Source organism: Aerococcus urinaeequi (genome assembly GCF_001543205.1).
Classification (GTDB): domain Bacteria; phylum Bacillota; class Bacilli; order Lactobacillales; family Aerococcaceae; genus Aerococcus; species Aerococcus urinaeequi.
The window spans coordinates 1,849,678-1,867,535 of sequence record NZ_CP014162.1; the positions used below are offsets into that span (position 1 = coordinate 1,849,678).

Below are 17,858 nucleotides of genomic sequence, written 5' to 3' on the forward strand. Positions count from 1 at the left end.
CTAATTATTTGTTTACGAATAATGCGTTAAAAAATAGAGAGTTAAACTAGGATTCAAATGATTATCTAACGTGTATTACTCTGTGCATTCTATTATAGAAAGGTTGAGAATAAGGCTAAAATAGATAGTCCACCTTGTGTCAATATAATTTTTTTACTACTAGTGAAGCTACCATATGTGGCCACTAAAATAATGTAGACAAATATCATACGAACAATCTCAATAGAAGCGCTACTGAAAAATAATGCATATAATAGCCCTAAACCAATGAGACCATTATATATTCCCATATTTTTAAATAAGGTATTCAATGAACTTCCTTTCAACTCATCTCTTTCCATATTAAATATTCTACTTGTTTGGGCTGACGTGGTAGTAATAGTTTGTATATACATGATATAAAAGAATTCTAAAGCGACTAAAAGAGTTAATATAGTTGTTGTAACTGACATGGTTAATCTCTCCCCTTAACTGACGAAGTAATCTTCGTTTTTTAAATATAAAACATTTTTATGAATTTTCAAAGGATTAATACGTGCAATGTTAAGCTATATAAACATGAACACTAAAGAAGGGAAATTAAAGAATTCTATAGTTTAAGGGTAAAAAAAAAGCTGTAACTCATAAATAGCAACAACCTAATAATTTTTTTATTTGAATGCGCCCGGAGGGAATCGAACCCCCATCATAAGAACCGGAATCTTATGTGATATCCATTACACTACGGGCGCAAATTTTTGTATATTTTGCTTAAAAAACAATAACAGGATTATTATAGCCTAGTTTTTAGTCAAATTCAAGCGTTTATAGGAATCTGGTGGCATCAATTATTCTTAACAATTGATAATGTCTTAGGTATTAACTAGAGAAAATGTCTCGTTTTCAAGTCATGAAGGCCAGCTATTGGGCAGAATGAACCTTCTATGCTAAAATGATAAGGCAAATCAAAAAAGTTATATTTGTTGACCAATTTTGACCATAAAGGTATAATACCAATATACAAGTTTAAAAGGAGGACATTTAAATGAATTTAGTACCAACAGTTATTGAACAATCTTCTCGCGGTGAACGTGCTTATGATATTTACTCTCGTTTATTAAAAGACCGTATTATTATGTTGAGCGGGGAATTCAATGACGATTTAGCCAACTCAATCATTGCCCAATTATTATTCTTAGATGCACAAGATCCAGATAAAGATATCTACCTATACATTAATTCACCAGGTGGTTCTATCACTTCAGGTATGGCAATCTATGATACTATGCAATTCGTACATGCAGATGTACAAACAATTGTAATGGGTATGGCTGCATCAATGGGGTCATTTATTGCGGCCGCCGGAACTAAAGGTAAACGTTTTGCTTTACCAAATGCTGAAATCTTAATCCACCAACCATTAGGTGGTGCTCAAGGACAAGCAACTGAAATTGAAATTGCTGCACGTCACATCTTGAAAACAAAAGAAAAAATGAACCGTCTATACTCTGAAATGACTGGTCAACCTGTAGAAGTGATCGAACGCGATACCGACCGTGACAACTGGTTAACTGCAGAAGAAGCTTTAGAATATGGTTTATTAGATCAAATCATGACTAAAAACGATGAATTAGAAAAATAGTTAACCAATTTTAAGTCTAGAGAAGTGGGGTAAAACCTGCTTCTTTTTCTTTAAGGCGTTCGATATAGCCCGTGGAAATGTCCTTAAATATATATTCTTTGTAGGGCGTAATAGCTGTCATGGCGTATAGAAGAAAAGTGGGCTTAAAAGCTTGCAAGCGGATAAATTTATTGGTATGATTACTTTTGTAGAGAGATATGATTCGAAGGGATCAAATTTTTTTACCGGAGGGTGGTCAAAAAAAGACGCGCTGGACAATAAAAGTCCAAGTGTTTTTGCACTCAACGTTTTTGTACTAGGAAAGTGGGGACTATGGACGAATTATTTAAAAGTATTACTGAAGTAGTGCCGGAAGTTCAGAAGACCTATTTTGAGAGAATTAGTGTATTACAGCGGATTTTCAAAGATGGTCCGATTGGTCGGAAGGGACTAGCTGAAAAGTTAGGAATTACCGAACGACCGCTACGTACAATTACAGATGTTTTGAAACAACAAGGTCTCATTGATTCTTCTCCCGCAGGTATGACAATTACGCCAAAAGGGGAACGAGCAATTGCTACAGGTCAAGACTTGTGGCGTGATACAAATAAAATTCACCTACAAGAAAAATATTTGGCTGATGTGCTCAACATAGCAGATGCTCGAATTGTTTCAGGAGATATCGACCAAGATCAACATATTCTGTTTGAAATGGGTCTACAAGTTTCAAAATACTTAGACACGAATTTACCAGCGGGGAATCATACGATTGCTGTTACTGGTGGTTCAACTATGCTAGAGGTGAGTGAACATGTTCAATTAGCACCTTCTGCTGACAGACACTTTACTGTTGTCGCAGCCAGGGGTGGGATCGGAGATGCTTCAGCAACCCAAGCCAACACAATTAGCGATATTCTAGCGCAAAAGTTATACGGTCATAATATTTCCTTATATGCTCCTGAGAATTTATCTGAGGTGGCAAATATGGCTTTAATGAATGATCCTGTGATTCAATCAACTTTAAAGCGGTTAAAAGAGGCTAACATTTTACTTTTTAGTGTTGGTAATGCTAAAATAATGGCAAGGCGTAGGGGACTTGATTTAGAAAGTTCATCTAAGATTAAGAGTAACCACGCTGTAGGGGAAGTGTTCGGGTGTTTCTTTGATAAAGAAGGAAACATAGTCCATTGAATCCCTAGAATCGGTCTTCAGCTTGAAGACTTGGCAGATATTGATTTGCCAATTCTGATTGCTGGAGGCAGTGTAAAAGCAGAAGCAATACAGGCTTTTGCGAAACTCGCACCTAAACAGTTAGTCATTATAACTGATCAAGGTGCCTCAAATATGGTTTTAAATGGGGAATCCCATTAAAATAATTTTGTATTCCATTAAGGAGGAATTTTGTAGTATGGCAATTAAATTAGCAATTAACGGTTTTGGTCGTATCGGTCGTTTAACTTTACGTCGTATCTGGGAAGAAAATGAATCAAATGTAGAAATCGTGGCAATCAACGATTTAACAGACAACGAATTCTTAGCTTACCTATTAAAATATGATACAGCTCACGGTACTTTTAACCACGATATCGAAACTACTGAAAATGGTATTTCAATCGATGGTAAAGAAATCACTGTATACTCTGAACGTGACGCAAACGATTTACCTTGGGGTGACTTAGGTGTTGATATCGTTCTAGAATGTACTGGTTTCTACGCTACAAAAGAAAAATCTCAAGCACACATCAACGCTGGTGCTAAAAAAGTTATCATCTCAGCTCCTGCTGATGCTGAAACTAAAACAATTGTTTACGGTGTAAACGAAGATATCATCGAAGCTGAAGATAAAATCATCTCTGGTGCTTCATGTACTACTAACTGTTTAGCTCCTGTAGTTAACGTGTTAGAAAAAGAATTCGGTATCAAACATGGTTTAATGTCAACAATCCATGCTTACACTTCTACACAATCATTACAAGATGCACCTAACGGTAAAAAAGGTAACTACCGTAACGGTCGTGCAGCTGCAGAAAACGCTATTCCAGCATCTACTGGTGCAGCTAAAGCTGTAGGTCGCGTTATTCCTTCAGTTAACGGTAAAGTTGATGGTACTGCTATCCGTATTCCTATCGTTACTGGTTCAATGACTGAGTTCTACTCAACATTAAACACTAAAGTTACAGTTGAAGAAGTTAACGCTGCTATGGAAAAATACGCTAACCCATCATTCTTATACAACACTGATGAAATCGTATCTTCTGACATCGTTGGTGTTCCAGCTGGTTCAATCTTCGACGCAACTCAAACTAAAGTTATCGAATCTGAAGATGGCCAATTAGTTAAAACTGTTGCTTGGTACGATAACGAAGCTGGTTTCGTTTCTCAATTCGTACGTTTAATCGAATTCTTTGCTGCTAAACAATAATTCATTGTTTAAAAGTAAAATCAGTTGAATTTGGGCGGGAAGCTTCGCGCTTCCTGCCCTTTTTTATTGGTTAACAACTTAAGATAAGGAGTGCTATTTTAATGGCTAAGAAAACTGTAAAAGACATCGATTTAAAAGGTAAAGTAGTTTTAGAACGTGCTGATTTTAACGTTCCAATGGACAAAGACCTTAATATTACTGATGACAACCGTATCGTTCAAGCATTACCAACTATTGAGTATATTCTTGAGCAAGGTGGTCGTTTAGTATTATTCTCTCACCTTGGTAAAGTGAAAACAGAAGAAGACAAAGCTTCTAAATCTCTACGCCCAGTTGCAGAACGTTTATCTGAAAAATTAGGTAAAGAAGTTACTTTCGTAGCGCAAACTCGTGGTCAAGAATTAGAAGATGCTATCGCTAACCTTAAAGATGGCGAAGTATTAATGTTTGAAAACACTCGTTTCGAAGATGTAGACGGTAAGAAAGAAAGCAAGAACGATCCTGAATTAGGTAAATACTGGGCTTCATTAGGCGACGTATTTGTTAATGACGCATTCGGTACTGCTCACCGTGAACATGCTTCTAACGTTGGTATCTCAAATAACACAGAAGCTGTTGCCGGTTTCTTAATGGAAAAAGAAATTCAATTCTTGGGCGATGCTGTTAACGAACCAAAACGTCCATTCGTTGCAATCTTAGGTGGTGCGAAAGTATCTGACAAGATTTCAGTAATCGAATCGTTACTAAACAAGGCTGACAAAGTCTTAATCGGTGGTGGTATGGCTTATACATTCATGAAAGCTCAAGGCTACGAAGTTGGTGGCTCTTTACTTGAAGAAGACAAAATTCCATTGGCTAAAGACTTAATTGAACGCGCAGGCGACCGTTTAGTATTACCAGTTGACTTTGTTGTAGCTGATGCTTTTGACAACGATGCAAACACTGATGTTGTTGATGTTGATGGCATTCCAGCTGACTGGCAATCACTTGACGTAGGTCCTAAGACTGTTGAGTACTACGCAGCACAAGTTGCAGACGCGAAAACTGTTGTTTGGAATGGCCCAATGGGTGTATTCGAAATGCCAAGTTTCGCAAAAGGTACTAACGGTGTTGGTGAAGCTATCGCTAACTTAACTGATGCTACAACTATCATCGGTGGTGGGGACTCTGCTGCAGCTGCTTACCAATTAGGTTTAGCTGACAAATTCTCACACATTTCTACCGGTGGTGGGGCATCATTAGAATTCTTAGAAGGTAAAGAATTACCTGGTATCGCTGCAATCGCGAACAAATAATTTTCGTAAATAAATTGAGTAAAACTTTTCGTAAAGGAGTTTTTAATATATGCGTAAGACATTAATCGCTGGTAACTGGAAAATGAATAAAACAGCTACTGAAGCCCACGAATTCGTTGCTGCACTTAAAGAAGGTTTCCCGCAAACGGATGCTGAATCTTTAATCGCACCACCAGCAATCTACATTGAAAAATTAATCGAAGAAGTAGCAGGTACTGACATCCAAATTGGTGCACAAAATGTTCACTTTGAAGATGATGGTGCTTTCACAGGCGAAATTTCTCCGCTTGCTTTAGAAGCATTAGGCGTACCTTACGTTATCATCGGTCACTCAGAACGTCGTGAATTATTCGGCGAAACTGATGAAGATGTACGTAAAAAAGCAGCAAGCATTTTCAGCCACAACATGACACCAATCATTTGCTGTGGTGAAACTTTAGAAACTCGTGAAGCTGGCCAAGAAAAAGAATGGGTTAGTGGACAAATCCGCGCTGCTCTTGAAGGTTTAACTGCTGATCAAGTTGCACAAGCTGTAATTGCTTATGAACCAATCTGGGCAATCGGTACTGGTAAAACAGCTTCTGCTGATGATGCACAAGATATGTCAGCACACATCCGCGATTTATTATTTGAAATCGCTGGTAAAGAAGCAGCAGACCAAACACGTATTTTATACGGTGGTTCTGTTAAACCAGCTAACATTGCTGAATTGCTTGAAAAAGAGGACGTTGACGGTGCGCTCGTAGGAGGAGCTAGTCTTGATGTTACTTCTTACATCGCATTATTAAATGGAGGTAAATAACACATGTCTAAATCACCCGTAGCTATTATTATCTTAGATGGATTCGGTTGGAGAGAAGAATCATATGGTAATGCTGTAGCACAAGCAAACAAACCAAACTTTGACCGTTACTGGAATGAATTTCCACATGCTACAATGAAAGCTTCTGGGTTAGACGTTGGGTTACCTGATGGACAAATGGGTAACTCTGAAGTTGGCCATACAAATATTGGTGCTGGCCGTATTGTATACCAAAGCCTAACTCGAATCGATAAAGCTATTGAAGATGGTGAATTTGCTGAGAATGAAGCATTAAATGGTGCTTATACTCATGTAACTGACAACCATTCAGCTTTACACATCTTCGGATTATTATCTGATGGTGGGGTACACAGCCACTTACGTCATATCGAGGCATTGATTAAAGATGCTAAAGCTAAAGGTGTTGAAAAATTATACCTACACGCTTTCTTAGATGGACGTGACGTTGATCCACATGCAGCGCCAGGTTATATTGAATCACTTGAAAAAGTAATGGCCGAAGAAAACTTAGGTCAAATCGCTTCAATTTCTGGACGTTACTATGCAATGGACCGTGATAACCGTTGGGAACGTGTACAAAAAGCTTATGATGTTATCTTTAACGGTAAAGGCGAAACTGGCAACAACGCAAATGAAGTTGTAAATGCTAACTACGCTAAAGACGTTACTGATGAATTCGTTGAGCCAACAGTAATTGTTGATGCTGAGGGCAAACCAGTAGGCCAAGTAGCCGATAATGATGCTATCATTTTCGCTAACTTCCGTCCTGACCGTGCTATCCAACTTTCAGACGCTGTAACAGCAACTGAATGGGATAACTTCGATCGTGGGAATGTACCAACAAACGTTAAATTTGTATCAATGACTAAATACAAAGATACAATTCCAGCTGATATTGCTTTTAAACCAATCGCATTGAAAAATGTTCTTGGCCAAGTGTTATCAGATAATGGCTTAAACCAATTACGTATCGCTGAAACTGAAAAATACCCTCACGTGACATTCTTCATGAATGGTGGGGCAAATGACGAGTTTGAAGGCGAAAAACGTATTTTGATTAACTCACCTAAAGTAGCGACTTACGACTTAAAACCTGAAATGTCTGCTTACGAAGTAACAGATGCATTAGTTGATGAGATTGAAAATGACCGTCAAGATGCGATTATCTTAAACTTCGCTAACCCAGATATGGTAGGTCACTCTGGTATGTTAGAGCCTACTATCAAAGCGATTGAGGCTGTTGATGAATGTTTAGGTCGCGTTGTGGATGCCTTATTAGCTAAAGACGGTAAAGCCATCATCTTTGCTGACCACGGAAACGCGGATACAGAATTAAATGAAGATGGTTCACCAAATACAGCGCATACGACAGTACCAGTGCCATTAATTGTCACTCAAAAAGGTATTGAATTACGCACTGATGGTCGTTTAGCCGATGTTGCGCCAACAATGTTAGATCTATTGAACGTTGACCAACCAGCTGAAATGACCGGTGAAACTTTAATTAAGCACTAAACAATGAATATCCGTGTCTACCAATCGGTGGGTATGGTATAATATGAATGTAACAAATTTAAAAATTATTTTGAATTTAAAGGAGAGAAATTATGTCTGCAATTACTGATATTTATGCACGCGAAGTCTTGGACTCACGTGGTAACCCAACTGTAGAAGCTGAAGTTTACACTGAAGCTGGAGGTTTTGGTCGAGGAATCGTTCCTTCTGGAGCTTCAACTGGTGAACATGAAGCCGTTGAATTACGTGACGGAGACAAAGAACGTTACTTAGGTAAAGGTGTTCAAAACGCTGTAAACAACGTGAACAACGCTATCGCTGATGCAATTATCGGACTTGACGTAACTGATCAAATCGGTATTGACGCTGCTATGATCGAATTAGATGGTACAGCTAACAAAGGTAACTTAGGTGCTAACGCTATCTTGGCTGTTTCAATCGCTGCTGCACGTGCTGCTGCTGATGAATTAAACATCCCGTTATACAACTACTTAGGTGGTTTCAACGCTAAAGTATTACCAACACCAATGATGAACATTGTAAACGGTGGTTCTCACTCAGATGCACCAATCGCTTTCCAAGAATTCATGATTATTCCAGCTGGTGCTTCTTCATTTAAAGAAGCTTTACGTTGGGGTGCTGAAACTTTCCACGCATTGAAAAAAATCTTATCTGGCCGTGGTTTAGAAACTGCTGTTGGTGATGAAGGTGGATTCGCTCCTCGTTTTGACGGTACAGAAGATGCTGTTGAAACTATTATCCAAGCAATCGAAGCTGCTGGTTACAAACCAGGTGAAGACATGTTCTTAGGTTTCGACTGTGCTTCTTCAGAATTCTTTGAAGATGGCGTTTACAACTACGCTAAATTCGAAGGTGAAGGCGGAGCTAAACGTAACGCTGAAGAACAAGTAGCATTCTTAGAAGAATTAGTTGCTAAATACCCAATCATTACTATCGAAGATGGTATGGATGAAAATGACTGGGACGGTTGGGCATTATTAACTGAAAAATTAGGTGAAAAAGTACAATTAGTTGGTGACGACTTATTCGTAACAAACACTGAAATTTTAGAACGCGGTATTACTAACCACGTTGGTAACTCAATCTTAATTAAAGTTAACCAAATCGGTACTTTAACTGAAACTTTCAACGCTATTGAAATGGCTAAACGTGCTAACTACACAGCTGTAGTATCTCACCGTTCAGGTGAAACAGAAGATTCAACAATCTCTGATATCGCTGTTGCAACTAACGCTGGTCAAATCAAAACTGGTTCATTATCACGTACTGACCGTATGGCGAAATACAACCAATTATTACGTATCGAAGATGAATTAGGCGATTTAGCTGAGTACCAAGGTCTAAACGCTTTCTACAACTTAGAAAACAAATAATTTCTCTTAAATTAGGGCAATTTATTGCACCAATTTAGGTCGCTATGACACTTTCGAATATTCAGACAGTTAACATCCTAGCGCAGGTACTTCGGTATCTGTGCTTTTTTTGTCTTCGTTAACTTCAACTTAAGTGAAAATTGCGCATACAAAGTTGCAGAAAATTTTAAAAATTTGTGCGTGATCGATTTTACTGACAAAAATTATAGCTTGATACCATTGACATAATAAAATAATGAGATAAAATGATATTTATATTAAAAATATGTTAGAGGTGGGAGATTTCTATGAAGATAAAGAAAAGTTTTTTGGTTACGCTAGCAACTGCGGCTTTATTAGGTGCTTGTGGTAGTAATGGTGGGAATACTGAAGCTGCAAATGGGGAAGCAAGTGCGGTAGTCAATTATGTGGCACCAACTGAAATTGCTACAATGGACTCAGTATTAGTAACAGATATGAATAGTGCTAACTATATTGGACATGTTCAAGAGGGTTTATATTGGGAAAATGATGTAAATGAAATCCAACCAGCCTTGGCTGAATCATTGCCAGAGGTTTCTGAAGATGGATTAACTTATACAATCAAAATGCGCGAAGACGCAACTTGGTCAAATGGTGATCAAATTACAGCTCACGATTTTGTATATGCAATTCAACGTTTAGCTAATCCAGATACGGTGGCACCATACTCATACTTATTAGCAGGATTTGAAAATGCTGAAGGTGTTTTGAATGGTGATCAAGCGGTTGAAGAATTAGGTGTTGAAGCTTTAGACGATTATACTATTGAAATTCGTTTAGAAACACCAATTCCATATATTGAAAACTTATTAGCTTTCACGCCATTATATCCACAAAACCAAGCTTTCGTTGAAGAAGCAGGGGATGCATATGGTACTGATTCAGAAAGTCTTGTTTTCTCTGGTCCATTTACTATGACTGACTGGGATGGTACAGGTTTAACTTGGTCGTTAGTGAAAAATGAAGACTACTATAATGCTGATAAAATTGCCATTGATGAAGTAGATGTTCAAGTTATCAAAGAAGTTTCGACAAACGTCAACTTATTTGAAGCTGGTGACGTTGATAACTCATTATTAACAGGAGAATTAGCTAAGCAATATCTAAATCATGAAGACGCTGTACAACAAGCGAAAGCGAGAAACTACTGGGTAGCCTTCAACTATAATAACGAAGTATTCCAAAATAAAAATCTTCGGGAAGCGATCGACTATGCAATCAACAACGAAGAGTTGGCAACTAATGTAATCGGTGATGGATCAAACCCTGTATCTACATTTGTACCGGAAAACTTTATCTTTAACCCAGAAACGGAAGAAGATTTTGTCTCTGAAGTTGCAATTGAAGATAAATACGATCCAGAAGAAGCAGCTAGACTTTGGGCATTAGCACAAGATGAATTAGGTGTTGAAACGTTAACACTGAACTTATTAGGTGATGATGACGAGAAAAGTAAAACAACTGCTGAATATATTCAAGGACAAATTGCAAATAACTTACCAGGTGTCACTTTAACATTGCAAAATGTACCTAAGAAAAACCGTCTAAGCCAAGAAGATGCACGTGATTATGATTTAGTTATTACAGGTTGGGCAGCTGACTTTGCAGATGGTATCAACTTCTTTGAATTATTTGAAACCGATGGCCCATACAACCGTGGGGACTACTCAAACGAATCTTATGATGCAGAAATTACTGCTGCTAAAGGTGAAAATGCCAATGATCCAGTAGCACGTTGGGAAAACTTTATTGCTGCCCAAGAGGTATTAACAGAAGATGCGGCATGGATTCCGTTATACCAAGAGGTAGAAACACAATTAAGAAATCCTAACTTAGAAGGTATCACTTTCAGATCTGTAGGTAATGAATTTGACTTACGTACTGCCAATTTAATTAGTGCAGAATAAAATACAATAATTGAACAAGTGACAAGACAACCGTAGATAAAATTTCAACGGTTGTCTTTGTTTATGAGGGGATTATGAATATTTCATGAAAATAATGAGAAGAAAAGATTGACAACGTATTCAAAATCTAGTAAATTGTCTCCATGTTGTAATAAATATCTAATTAAGCAATTTGCTTAAATATGGAGGATGTTCTTATGGAAAGAAAAAGTTTATTTAAATCACTTGCAGTGATTGGTTTATCAGGTTTAGTTTTAGCAGCCTGTGGTAATGGAAGTGACAATTCAGGTTCAAATGGTTCTGGCGAAAGCGAACAAGTATTGAACTGGACGACAACTTCTGAATTACCAACAATGGATACGACAATGGTTACAGATACAGTTTCATTTGATATGATGAACAACGTTAATGAAGGTTTATACCGTCAAAATGCTGAAGGGAAATATGAAGCTGGTGTATTAGACGGCGAACCGGAAATTTCTGAAGACGGTTCTGTATACACATACAAAATTAAAGAAGATGCTACATGGTCAAATGGGGACCCTGTAACAGCTAATGACTTTGTATATGCATGGCAACGTTTAGTTGATCCTGATACAGCAGCGCCATACTCATACTTAGCGGACGGTATCATCCAAAATGCAACTGAAATCATCGCTGGCGAAATGGAACCTTCAGAGTTAGGTGCTGTTGCTGTAGATGAAAAAACATTAGAAGTAACATATGCGAAACCTGTGCCATATTTGGAAGGTTTATTGTCAATGGCACCATTCTACCCACTTAACCAAACATACGTGGAAGAACAAGGTGACAATTACGCAACTAACTCAGATACAGTTTTATATAATGGACCATTTGCCTTATCTGGTTGGGATGGTACAAACTTGAACTGGTCATTAGAGAAAAATGATAACTACTGGGATGCAGATAATGTTCAGTTAGATACAGTTAAATACCAAGTACTTAAAGAAACTTCAACTGCATTAAACCTATTTGATTCTGGTGAGATTGACTATACTACAGTATCTGGTGAATATGTAGCGGCTCGTGAAGGTGATCCAAACATGGATAATGCGCCAGAATCGACAGTATTCTATATCAAGATGAACCAAGAACGTAACGGTGAAGAAACACCATTAGCGAATACAAATATTCGTCGTGGTATCTCACAAGCGATTGATAAACAATCATTTGCAGACCAAGTGTTACAAAATGGCTCGCTACCTGCTGACTACTTAGTACCAGAAGGATTAGCAAGTAACCCATCAACAGAAGTTGACTTCCGTGAAGATTCAACTGAAGGTACAGGATTTGTTGACTATGATGTAGAATCAGCACAAGAAGCTTTCAATGCTGGTCTAGAGGAGTTAGGTACTGACTCAATTACACTTGAATTATTAGTAGATGATACAGAAAATGCCAAGCGTTCAGCTGAATATATCCAAGGGCAATTACAAACAAACCTACCAGGTTTACAAGTACAAATTGTTTCAGTTCCGTTCAAGAACCGTGTAGCAGCTGATAATAGTCAAGACTACGATTTACAAATCGGAGGTTGGGGCGCTGACTATGCTGACCCAATTAACTACTTAGAGTTATTCGTAACTGATGGAAATAATAACAATTCTGGTTACTCAAATGAAGAGTACGATGCGTTAATCCAAGCTGCATCAGATGAAACTGAAGACTTAGATAAACGTTGGAGCGATTTAGTCGCAGCTGAGTCTTTAATTTTAGAAGAAGCTGGTATCGCACCATTGTACCAACGTTACGGTGCTTACTTAGAGCAACCAACAGTTGAAGGCGTTGTTCACCACCAAGTTGGTGCATCAACTTCATTCAAATGGGCTTCAAAAACAGCAGCAGAATAATTTCAGCTGACATTTGAAACTTATTGAAACAACCCGCCACGGCTTGGCGGGTTGTTTTTATTATGATATGTGAGGAATGTTGACGCTAAATGATAATTGTGTTAGAATTTGTACTGCTTTTGGTGAATGTTTCTAAGAGATTGACTAGATTATAAATAATTCTAGACATGCCACCAAATGGATTTATTTGCGTTTTAAGGCGCGTTAGGCTTATGAAGCCCGGTAGTGCTAATTGGGTAATAAAAAGACCTTAACCGCATATTAAGACCAAATTGAAGGTGGGTTGATAGGGTTTTGCTTACCAGAAGTAAGGTAAGAAAAATAACATGATTAGGGATATAATGTTTCATGGTAATGATAACTAGTATAACATATCATAAAAAGGGCGGATAATTTTGTCCACCCCAGGTAATTCTATATAATGTAATAGGCGATTAGGAAGATTAAACTTATTGCTAATAAGCTGCCACCGATTTTTAGGAAGCCGATGTACCAGTTACCAATTGATTGGGACAAATTTTGTACATTTCTTTCTGAGTCATCATCATTTTTTGAATTATTTTGTGAGAAAACACTTGGTTTCCACTTACGCCAACTGTACTGAAACAGGTCAAAAGTCCCGTCTTTAAAGATTAATCCGAATAAACCAAGGATTAAAAAGGGCGCTGACAAGTAAAAGTAGCTATTGCTCAAGTAAAATAAAGTGATACCTTCTTGCAAAAAAATTGATATAATGAACGGTATCGTGGCAAAAAGCAAAAGGATGCTTTTCCAACGTTTATAAATCATTGATAGATCAAATCCTTTCAGATATGTCAATAATTTAACACAATATAGGAGGTGAAGCAATTTGAAATCGTATTACAAATATCTACTTCGAAGAGTATTTTATATGTTCTTAACAATATTTCTAATTGCAACAATTACATTTTTCTTAATGAAACTGCTTCCAGGTACACCTTTCCAAAATGAGGACCGGTTATCTGCGGAACAAATCATTATTATGAACGAACGTTATGGCTTGAATGATCCGGTGATCGTCCAATACGCACGTTATATGTTAGGTATTTTTACAGGTGATTTGGGTGTATCTTTCCAATTCTCAAATACACCAGTTACTGACTTATTAAGTAGCCGTATTGGACCGTCATTACAATTGGGTGGTCAAGCAATCTTGTTCGGTACATCATTTGGTATCATACTAGGTGTTATTTCAGCTATGTACAAGAATACTTGGATTGACTCTACTGCTACATTAGTAGCTATCTTGGGTCGTTCAATTCCTAACTTCGTTTTCGCGGTATTACTACAACTAGTATTTGCCGTACAGCTAGGTTGGTTCCCAATCGCTTTATGGAACGGTTCATTTGCAGCAACAGTCTTACCGACATTAGCATTGGCCATTTCGCCATTAGCCGATTCGAGTCGTTTCATCCGTACCGAAATGGTCGACGTATTGAATTCAGACTATATTGAATTAGCGCGTGCGAAAGGTTTAAGCAAAACAGCCGTAGCTTTCAAACATGGTGTACGTAATGCCTTAATTCCATTATTAACATTATTAGGGCCATTAACAGTTGCCTTGATGACAGGTTCAATGGTAGTAGAAAACATTTACGCAATTCCTGGTATTGGTGAGCAATTCGTTAAATCAATCCAAACAAATGACTATCCAACAATCATGGGTATCACAATTCTTTACTCATTCATGTTAGTGTCAATGTTATTAATTGTAGATGTGTTATACGGTATCGTAGACCCACGTATTCGTGTAAGTAATGAAGGAGGGGAATAAGATGGCTGAAAACAATCAATCATATAAATCAATTGCAGCTGACAAATTCCGCCCAGCTACGCAACATGACCACGTCGCTGAACGTGAGCAAATTGCTGGAGAATCATTGAACTTCCTTCAAGACTCTTGGCGTCGTTTAAAGAAAAATAAAGTAGCGATTGTATCCCTAGTGGTATTGATCATTATCGTCATTCTTGCTATCTTGGCGCCAGTGATTGCACCTGCAGATCCAAATGCGCAAAACGTAGCCTTTGCCAACCTACCACCAAAGATTCCTGGATTGGAAAACTTTGCTTGGTTTGATGGTAAATCAGAAGTAGCCGGAACTGCTATTGACCAATACGCTACCAATAATGTACCAGAGGGCGTTTACTACTACTTAGGTACTGACGCTTTAGGACGTGACTTATTATCACGTGTCTTATACGGTACACGTGTATCGCTATTTATCGGTATGATGGCTGCCTTATTCAACTTAGTAATCGGTGTACCTTATGGTATTATTTCGGGTTGGAATGGTGGTCGTATTGACAACATCATGATGCGTTTCTTAGAAATCCTATCAGGTATACCGAACTTGGTTATCGTAATCCTAATGTTATTAGTATTACAACCAGGTATCATGTCAATCATCATTGCATTAGCAATTACAGAGTGGATTTCAATGGCTCGTGTAATTCGTGCGCAAACAATGAAAATTAAAAACCAAGAGTACATCTTGGCTGCCCGCTCTTTAGGTGAATCTGCATGGAAAATTTCTTTCCGTCACATCTTACCTAACCTGTCAGGTATCATTATTATCCAAACAGTATTCTCAATTCCGTCTGCGATTTTCTTCGAAGCGTTCTTGAGTTTCATCGGTTTAGGTATTCCAGCACCAAATGCTTCTCTAGGTACATTAATCAATGATGGGTACAAGACATTTAGATTCTTGCCTCATTTAATGTGGTACCCAGCGGGTGTAATCTGTATCGTCATGATTGCATTCAACATGTTAGCAAATGGTTTGCGTGATGCTCTAGATCCAAAAACGAATGATTAAGGAGTTGAGCAGAATTGAGTAATAAAACAGAAAACATTTTAGAAGTAAAGGACTTGGAAATTAATTTCAAAACGTATTCTGGTGATGTTCAAGCCATTCGTAAAGTGAACTTTGACTTGAAACATGGGGAAACGTTAGCAATCGTAGGTGAGTCTGGTTCAGGTAAATCTGTAACCGTTCGTACCGTAATGCGTTTATTAGCCAATAACGCTGATGTTAAAGGTGGTCAAATCCTTTTTAACGGCGAAGACTTATTGAAGAAATCTGAAAAAGAGATGCAAGGTATTCGTGGTAAAGATATCGCCATGATCTTCCAAGATCCGATGACTTCATTAAACCCTACAATGAAAATTGGTAAGCAAATTGCTGAACCGATTATCTTACACCAAAATAAATCTAAAAAAGAAGCCTATGCAAGAGCGGAAGAATTACTAGAATTAGTAGGTATTCCAAAAGCACACGAACGTATGGACCATTATCCACACCAATTCTCAGGTGGACAACGTCAACGTATCGTTATTGCGATTGCCTTGGCATGTAACCCGCGTGTCTTAATTGCGGATGAGCCAACAACGGCTTTAGACGTAACCATACAAGCACAAATTCTTGAATTAATGAAAGAATTACAAGATAAAATTGATACATCAATCATTTTCATCACACATGACTTGGGTGTTGTTGCAAACGTTGCTGACCGTGTGGCCGTTATGTACGCTGGTAAAATCGTTGAATACGGTGATGTGGATGAAATCTTCTTCAACCCACAACATCCTTATACATGGGGGCTAATCGGTTCAATGCCAACATTAGATACTGCAGGTAAATTGGTTTCAATCCCTGGTACACCACCAGACTTATTAGATCCGCCAAAAGGTGACGCCTTTGCCTTACGTTCTGAATACGCGATGGAAATTGATTATGAGGAAGAACCACCGTTGTTCCAAGTATCGCCAACACATGCCGCTGCAACTTGGTTATTACACCCAGATGCACCAGCAGTAGAAGAGCCAGCTGAAATTCAACGTCGTCACAAAATTTACGAAAGCCTATCAAAAGGTATCGTGCCAGAAGGCTACAACGATGGTGCACCTCAAGCTGAGTTAGATGAGCATACTGAAGTGGTTACCTCAGCTGATACTGAAGGTGTAATCGCTACAGGTGGAGTAGATATGGAAGGAGATGACGCAATTGGCTAATGAGCAGGAACCAATTTTAAAAGTTAGAAATTTAAAACAATACTTCAATGAAGGCTCAAAAGGTGAAGTACGCGCCATTGACGATATCTCTTTTGACATTTTCAAAGGTGAAACATTTTGCTTAGTTGGTGAGTCTGGTTCTGGTAAAACAACTACCGGACGTGCTGTTATGCGTTTATACCAACCAACTTCAGGTGAAATCATTTTTGAAGATAAAGATATTGCTTCATTAAAAAATCGACGTGATATGTTAGACTTCCGTAAAGATATCCAAATGATTTTCCAAGATCCGTACGCATCTTTAAACCCTCGTATGAAGGTTGAAGACATTATTGCTGAAGGTCTAGAAATTCACGGTTTAGTGAAGACAAAAACTGAACGTAAAGCGAAAGTCGCTGATTTACTAGAGCAAGTTGGGTTAAACCCACAACATGCTACCCGTTACCCACATGAGTTCTCTGGTGGACAACGTCAACGTATCGGGATTGCACGTGCACTTGCAGTGGCACCAAAAATGATTGTAGCGGATGAGCCAATTTCAGCCCTTGATGTATCGATTCAAGCCCAAGTAGTTAACTTGCTTGAAGAATTACAAAAGGACTTTGGCTTAACATTCCTATTCATTGCCCATGACCTTTCAATGGTGAAATACATTTCTGACCGTATTGCCGTAATGTATATGGGTAAAATAGTAGAACTTGCTGATGCTGACGAATTGTATTACCACGGTCTACACCCTTATACGAAGAGTCTTTTATCTGCAATTCCTTTGCCAGATCCAATCTACGAACGCAACCGCCAACGTATTACTTACAACCATGAACCTTTCAAAGGTGACGAATCAATGGTTGAAATCGCACCAAACCACTTTGTATACTGTTCACCAAATGAAGTTGAATTATATAAGGAAATGCGTGCAAACCAAGGCGAATAATCAAATAGAAAAGGTGACTTCGGTCGCCTTTTTTATTTGCCCA

General features: G+C 38.2%; 14 protein-coding genes, 1 tRNA gene and 1 pseudogene. 13 read left to right on the forward strand and 3 right to left on the reverse strand.

Annotated elements, in window-relative coordinates:
• Positions 1–92: 92 nt before the first annotated feature.
• Together AWM74_RS08545 and AWM74_RS08550 are read right to left on the reverse strand one after the other, a co-directional pair.
• Complete coding sequence (locus AWM74_RS08545; protein WP_026465962.1) at positions 93–452, reverse strand: DUF1304 domain-containing protein; 360 nt, start codon at positions 450–452, stop codon at positions 93–95.
• Positions 453–659: 207 nt separating this feature from the next.
• A tRNA-Arg gene (locus tag AWM74_RS08550) sits at positions 660–731 on the reverse strand.
• A 293-nt stretch (positions 732–1,024) separates the two neighbouring features.
• On the opposite strand from AWM74_RS08550, the gene clpP reads away from it, so the two are divergent.
• The 9 genes and pseudogenes from clpP (at position 1,025) to AWM74_RS08600 (ending at position 12,848) form a co-directional block, all read left to right on the forward strand.
• Positions 1,025–1,621 carry an ATP-dependent Clp endopeptidase proteolytic subunit ClpP gene (clpP, locus tag AWM74_RS08555; RefSeq protein ID WP_003140760.1) on the forward strand — a complete coding sequence of 199 codons (597 nt, stop codon included), beginning with the start codon at positions 1,025–1,027 and terminating at the stop codon, positions 1,619–1,621.
• Positions 1,622–1,933: 312 nt separating this feature from the next.
• A pseudogene (locus AWM74_RS08565) lies at positions 1,934–2,971 on the forward strand (sugar-binding transcriptional regulator).
• A gap of 37 nt (positions 2,972–3,008) precedes the next feature.
• A complete protein-coding gene (gap, locus tag AWM74_RS08570) occupies positions 3,009–4,022 on the forward strand; it encodes a type I glyceraldehyde-3-phosphate dehydrogenase (RefSeq protein ID WP_026465964.1) in 1,014 nt (337 codons plus the stop codon).
• Between the two features lie 101 nt (positions 4,023–4,123).
• Positions 4,124–5,317: a phosphoglycerate kinase gene (locus AWM74_RS08575; protein ID WP_016897455.1), complete on the forward strand. Its 1,194-nt coding sequence runs from the start codon at positions 4,124–4,126 to the stop codon at positions 5,315–5,317.
• A 49-nt stretch (positions 5,318–5,366) separates the two neighbouring features.
• Complete coding sequence (gene tpiA / locus AWM74_RS08580) at positions 5,367–6,119, forward strand: triose-phosphate isomerase (protein ID WP_016897454.1); 753 nt, start codon at positions 5,367–5,369, stop codon at positions 6,117–6,119.
• Positions 6,120–6,122: 3 nt separating this feature from the next.
• On the forward strand, positions 6,123–7,655 hold the full coding sequence (gene gpmI, locus AWM74_RS08585; RefSeq protein WP_026465965.1) for a 2,3-bisphosphoglycerate-independent phosphoglycerate mutase: 1,533 nt from the start codon (positions 6,123–6,125) through the stop codon (positions 7,653–7,655).
• A 92-nt stretch (positions 7,656–7,747) separates the two neighbouring features.
• A complete protein-coding gene (eno, locus tag AWM74_RS08590; protein WP_016897452.1) occupies positions 7,748–9,049 on the forward strand; it encodes a phosphopyruvate hydratase in 1,302 nt (433 codons plus the stop codon).
• Between the two features lie 287 nt (positions 9,050–9,336).
• Entirely contained in the window at positions 9,337–10,977 is a 1,641-nt protein-coding gene (locus tag AWM74_RS08595; RefSeq protein WP_026465966.1) for a peptide ABC transporter substrate-binding protein, read from the forward strand.
• A 197-nt stretch (positions 10,978–11,174) separates the two neighbouring features.
• Positions 11,175–12,848, forward strand: coding sequence for a peptide ABC transporter substrate-binding protein (locus tag AWM74_RS08600; protein ID WP_026465967.1), 1,674 nt, complete (start codon positions 11,175–11,177; stop codon positions 12,846–12,848).
• A 414-nt stretch (positions 12,849–13,262) separates the two neighbouring features.
• Here the strand turns inward: AWM74_RS08600 and AWM74_RS08605 are convergent, their stop codons facing one another.
• Positions 13,263–13,637 carry a DUF3899 domain-containing protein gene (locus AWM74_RS08605; RefSeq protein ID WP_003143091.1) on the reverse strand — a complete coding sequence of 125 codons (375 nt, stop codon included), beginning with the start codon at positions 13,635–13,637 and terminating at the stop codon, positions 13,263–13,265.
• A 61-nt stretch (positions 13,638–13,698) separates the two neighbouring features.
• Between AWM74_RS08605 and opp3b the strand changes: the two genes are divergently transcribed.
• From opp3b to AWM74_RS08625, 4 genes are read left to right on the forward strand one after another with little or no spacing between them, the layout of a single operon-like run.
• Positions 13,699–14,643, forward strand: coding sequence for an oligopeptide ABC transporter permease (opp3b, locus tag AWM74_RS08610; RefSeq protein WP_034258165.1), 945 nt, complete (start codon positions 13,699–13,701; stop codon positions 14,641–14,643).
• A gap of 1 nt (position 14,644) precedes the next feature.
• Entirely contained in the window at positions 14,645–15,685 is a 1,041-nt protein-coding gene (gene opp3C / locus AWM74_RS08615) for an oligopeptide ABC transporter permease (RefSeq protein WP_026465969.1), read from the forward strand.
• A 14-nt stretch (positions 15,686–15,699) separates the two neighbouring features.
• Positions 15,700–16,881, forward strand: coding sequence for an ABC transporter ATP-binding protein (locus AWM74_RS08620; RefSeq protein ID WP_026465970.1), 1,182 nt, complete (start codon positions 15,700–15,702; stop codon positions 16,879–16,881).
• Complete coding sequence (locus tag AWM74_RS08625) at positions 16,874–17,815, forward strand: ABC transporter ATP-binding protein (protein WP_026465971.1); 942 nt, start codon at positions 16,874–16,876, stop codon at positions 17,813–17,815. Before AWM74_RS08620 ends, AWM74_RS08625 begins: the two co-directional genes overlap by 8 nt.
• The last annotated feature ends 43 nt before the right edge of the window (positions 17,816–17,858 follow it).

What these genes read in the sequence shown, in the direction of transcription:
- clpP (WP_003140760.1), top strand. Translation starts at nt 1,025, where the DNA reads ATGAATTTAGTACCAACAGTTATTGAACAATCTTCTCGCGGTGAACGT.
- AWM74_RS08600 (WP_026465967.1), top strand. Translation starts at nt 11,175, where the DNA reads ATGGAAAGAAAAAGTTTATTTAAATCACTTGCAGTGATTGGTTTATCA.
- gap (WP_026465964.1), top strand. Translation starts at nt 3,009, where the DNA reads ATGGCAATTAAATTAGCAATTAACGGTTTTGGTCGTATCGGTCGTTTA.
- gpmI (WP_026465965.1), top strand. Translation starts at nt 6,123, where the DNA reads ATGTCTAAATCACCCGTAGCTATTATTATCTTAGATGGATTCGGTTGG.
- AWM74_RS08605 (WP_003143091.1), bottom strand. Translation starts at nt 13,637, where the DNA reads ATGATTTATAAACGTTGGAAAAGCATCCTTTTGCTTTTTGCCACGATA.
- tpiA (WP_016897454.1), top strand. Translation starts at nt 5,367, where the DNA reads ATGCGTAAGACATTAATCGCTGGTAACTGGAAAATGAATAAAACAGCT.
- eno (WP_016897452.1), top strand. Translation starts at nt 7,748, where the DNA reads ATGTCTGCAATTACTGATATTTATGCACGCGAAGTCTTGGACTCACGT.
- AWM74_RS08595 (WP_026465966.1), top strand. Translation starts at nt 9,337, where the DNA reads ATGAAGATAAAGAAAAGTTTTTTGGTTACGCTAGCAACTGCGGCTTTA.
- AWM74_RS08545 (WP_026465962.1), bottom strand. Translation starts at nt 452, where the DNA reads ATGTCAGTTACAACAACTATATTAACTCTTTTAGTCGCTTTAGAATTC.
- AWM74_RS08575 (WP_016897455.1), top strand. Translation starts at nt 4,124, where the DNA reads ATGGCTAAGAAAACTGTAAAAGACATCGATTTAAAAGGTAAAGTAGTT.
- opp3C (WP_026465969.1), top strand. Translation starts at nt 14,645, where the DNA reads ATGGCTGAAAACAATCAATCATATAAATCAATTGCAGCTGACAAATTC.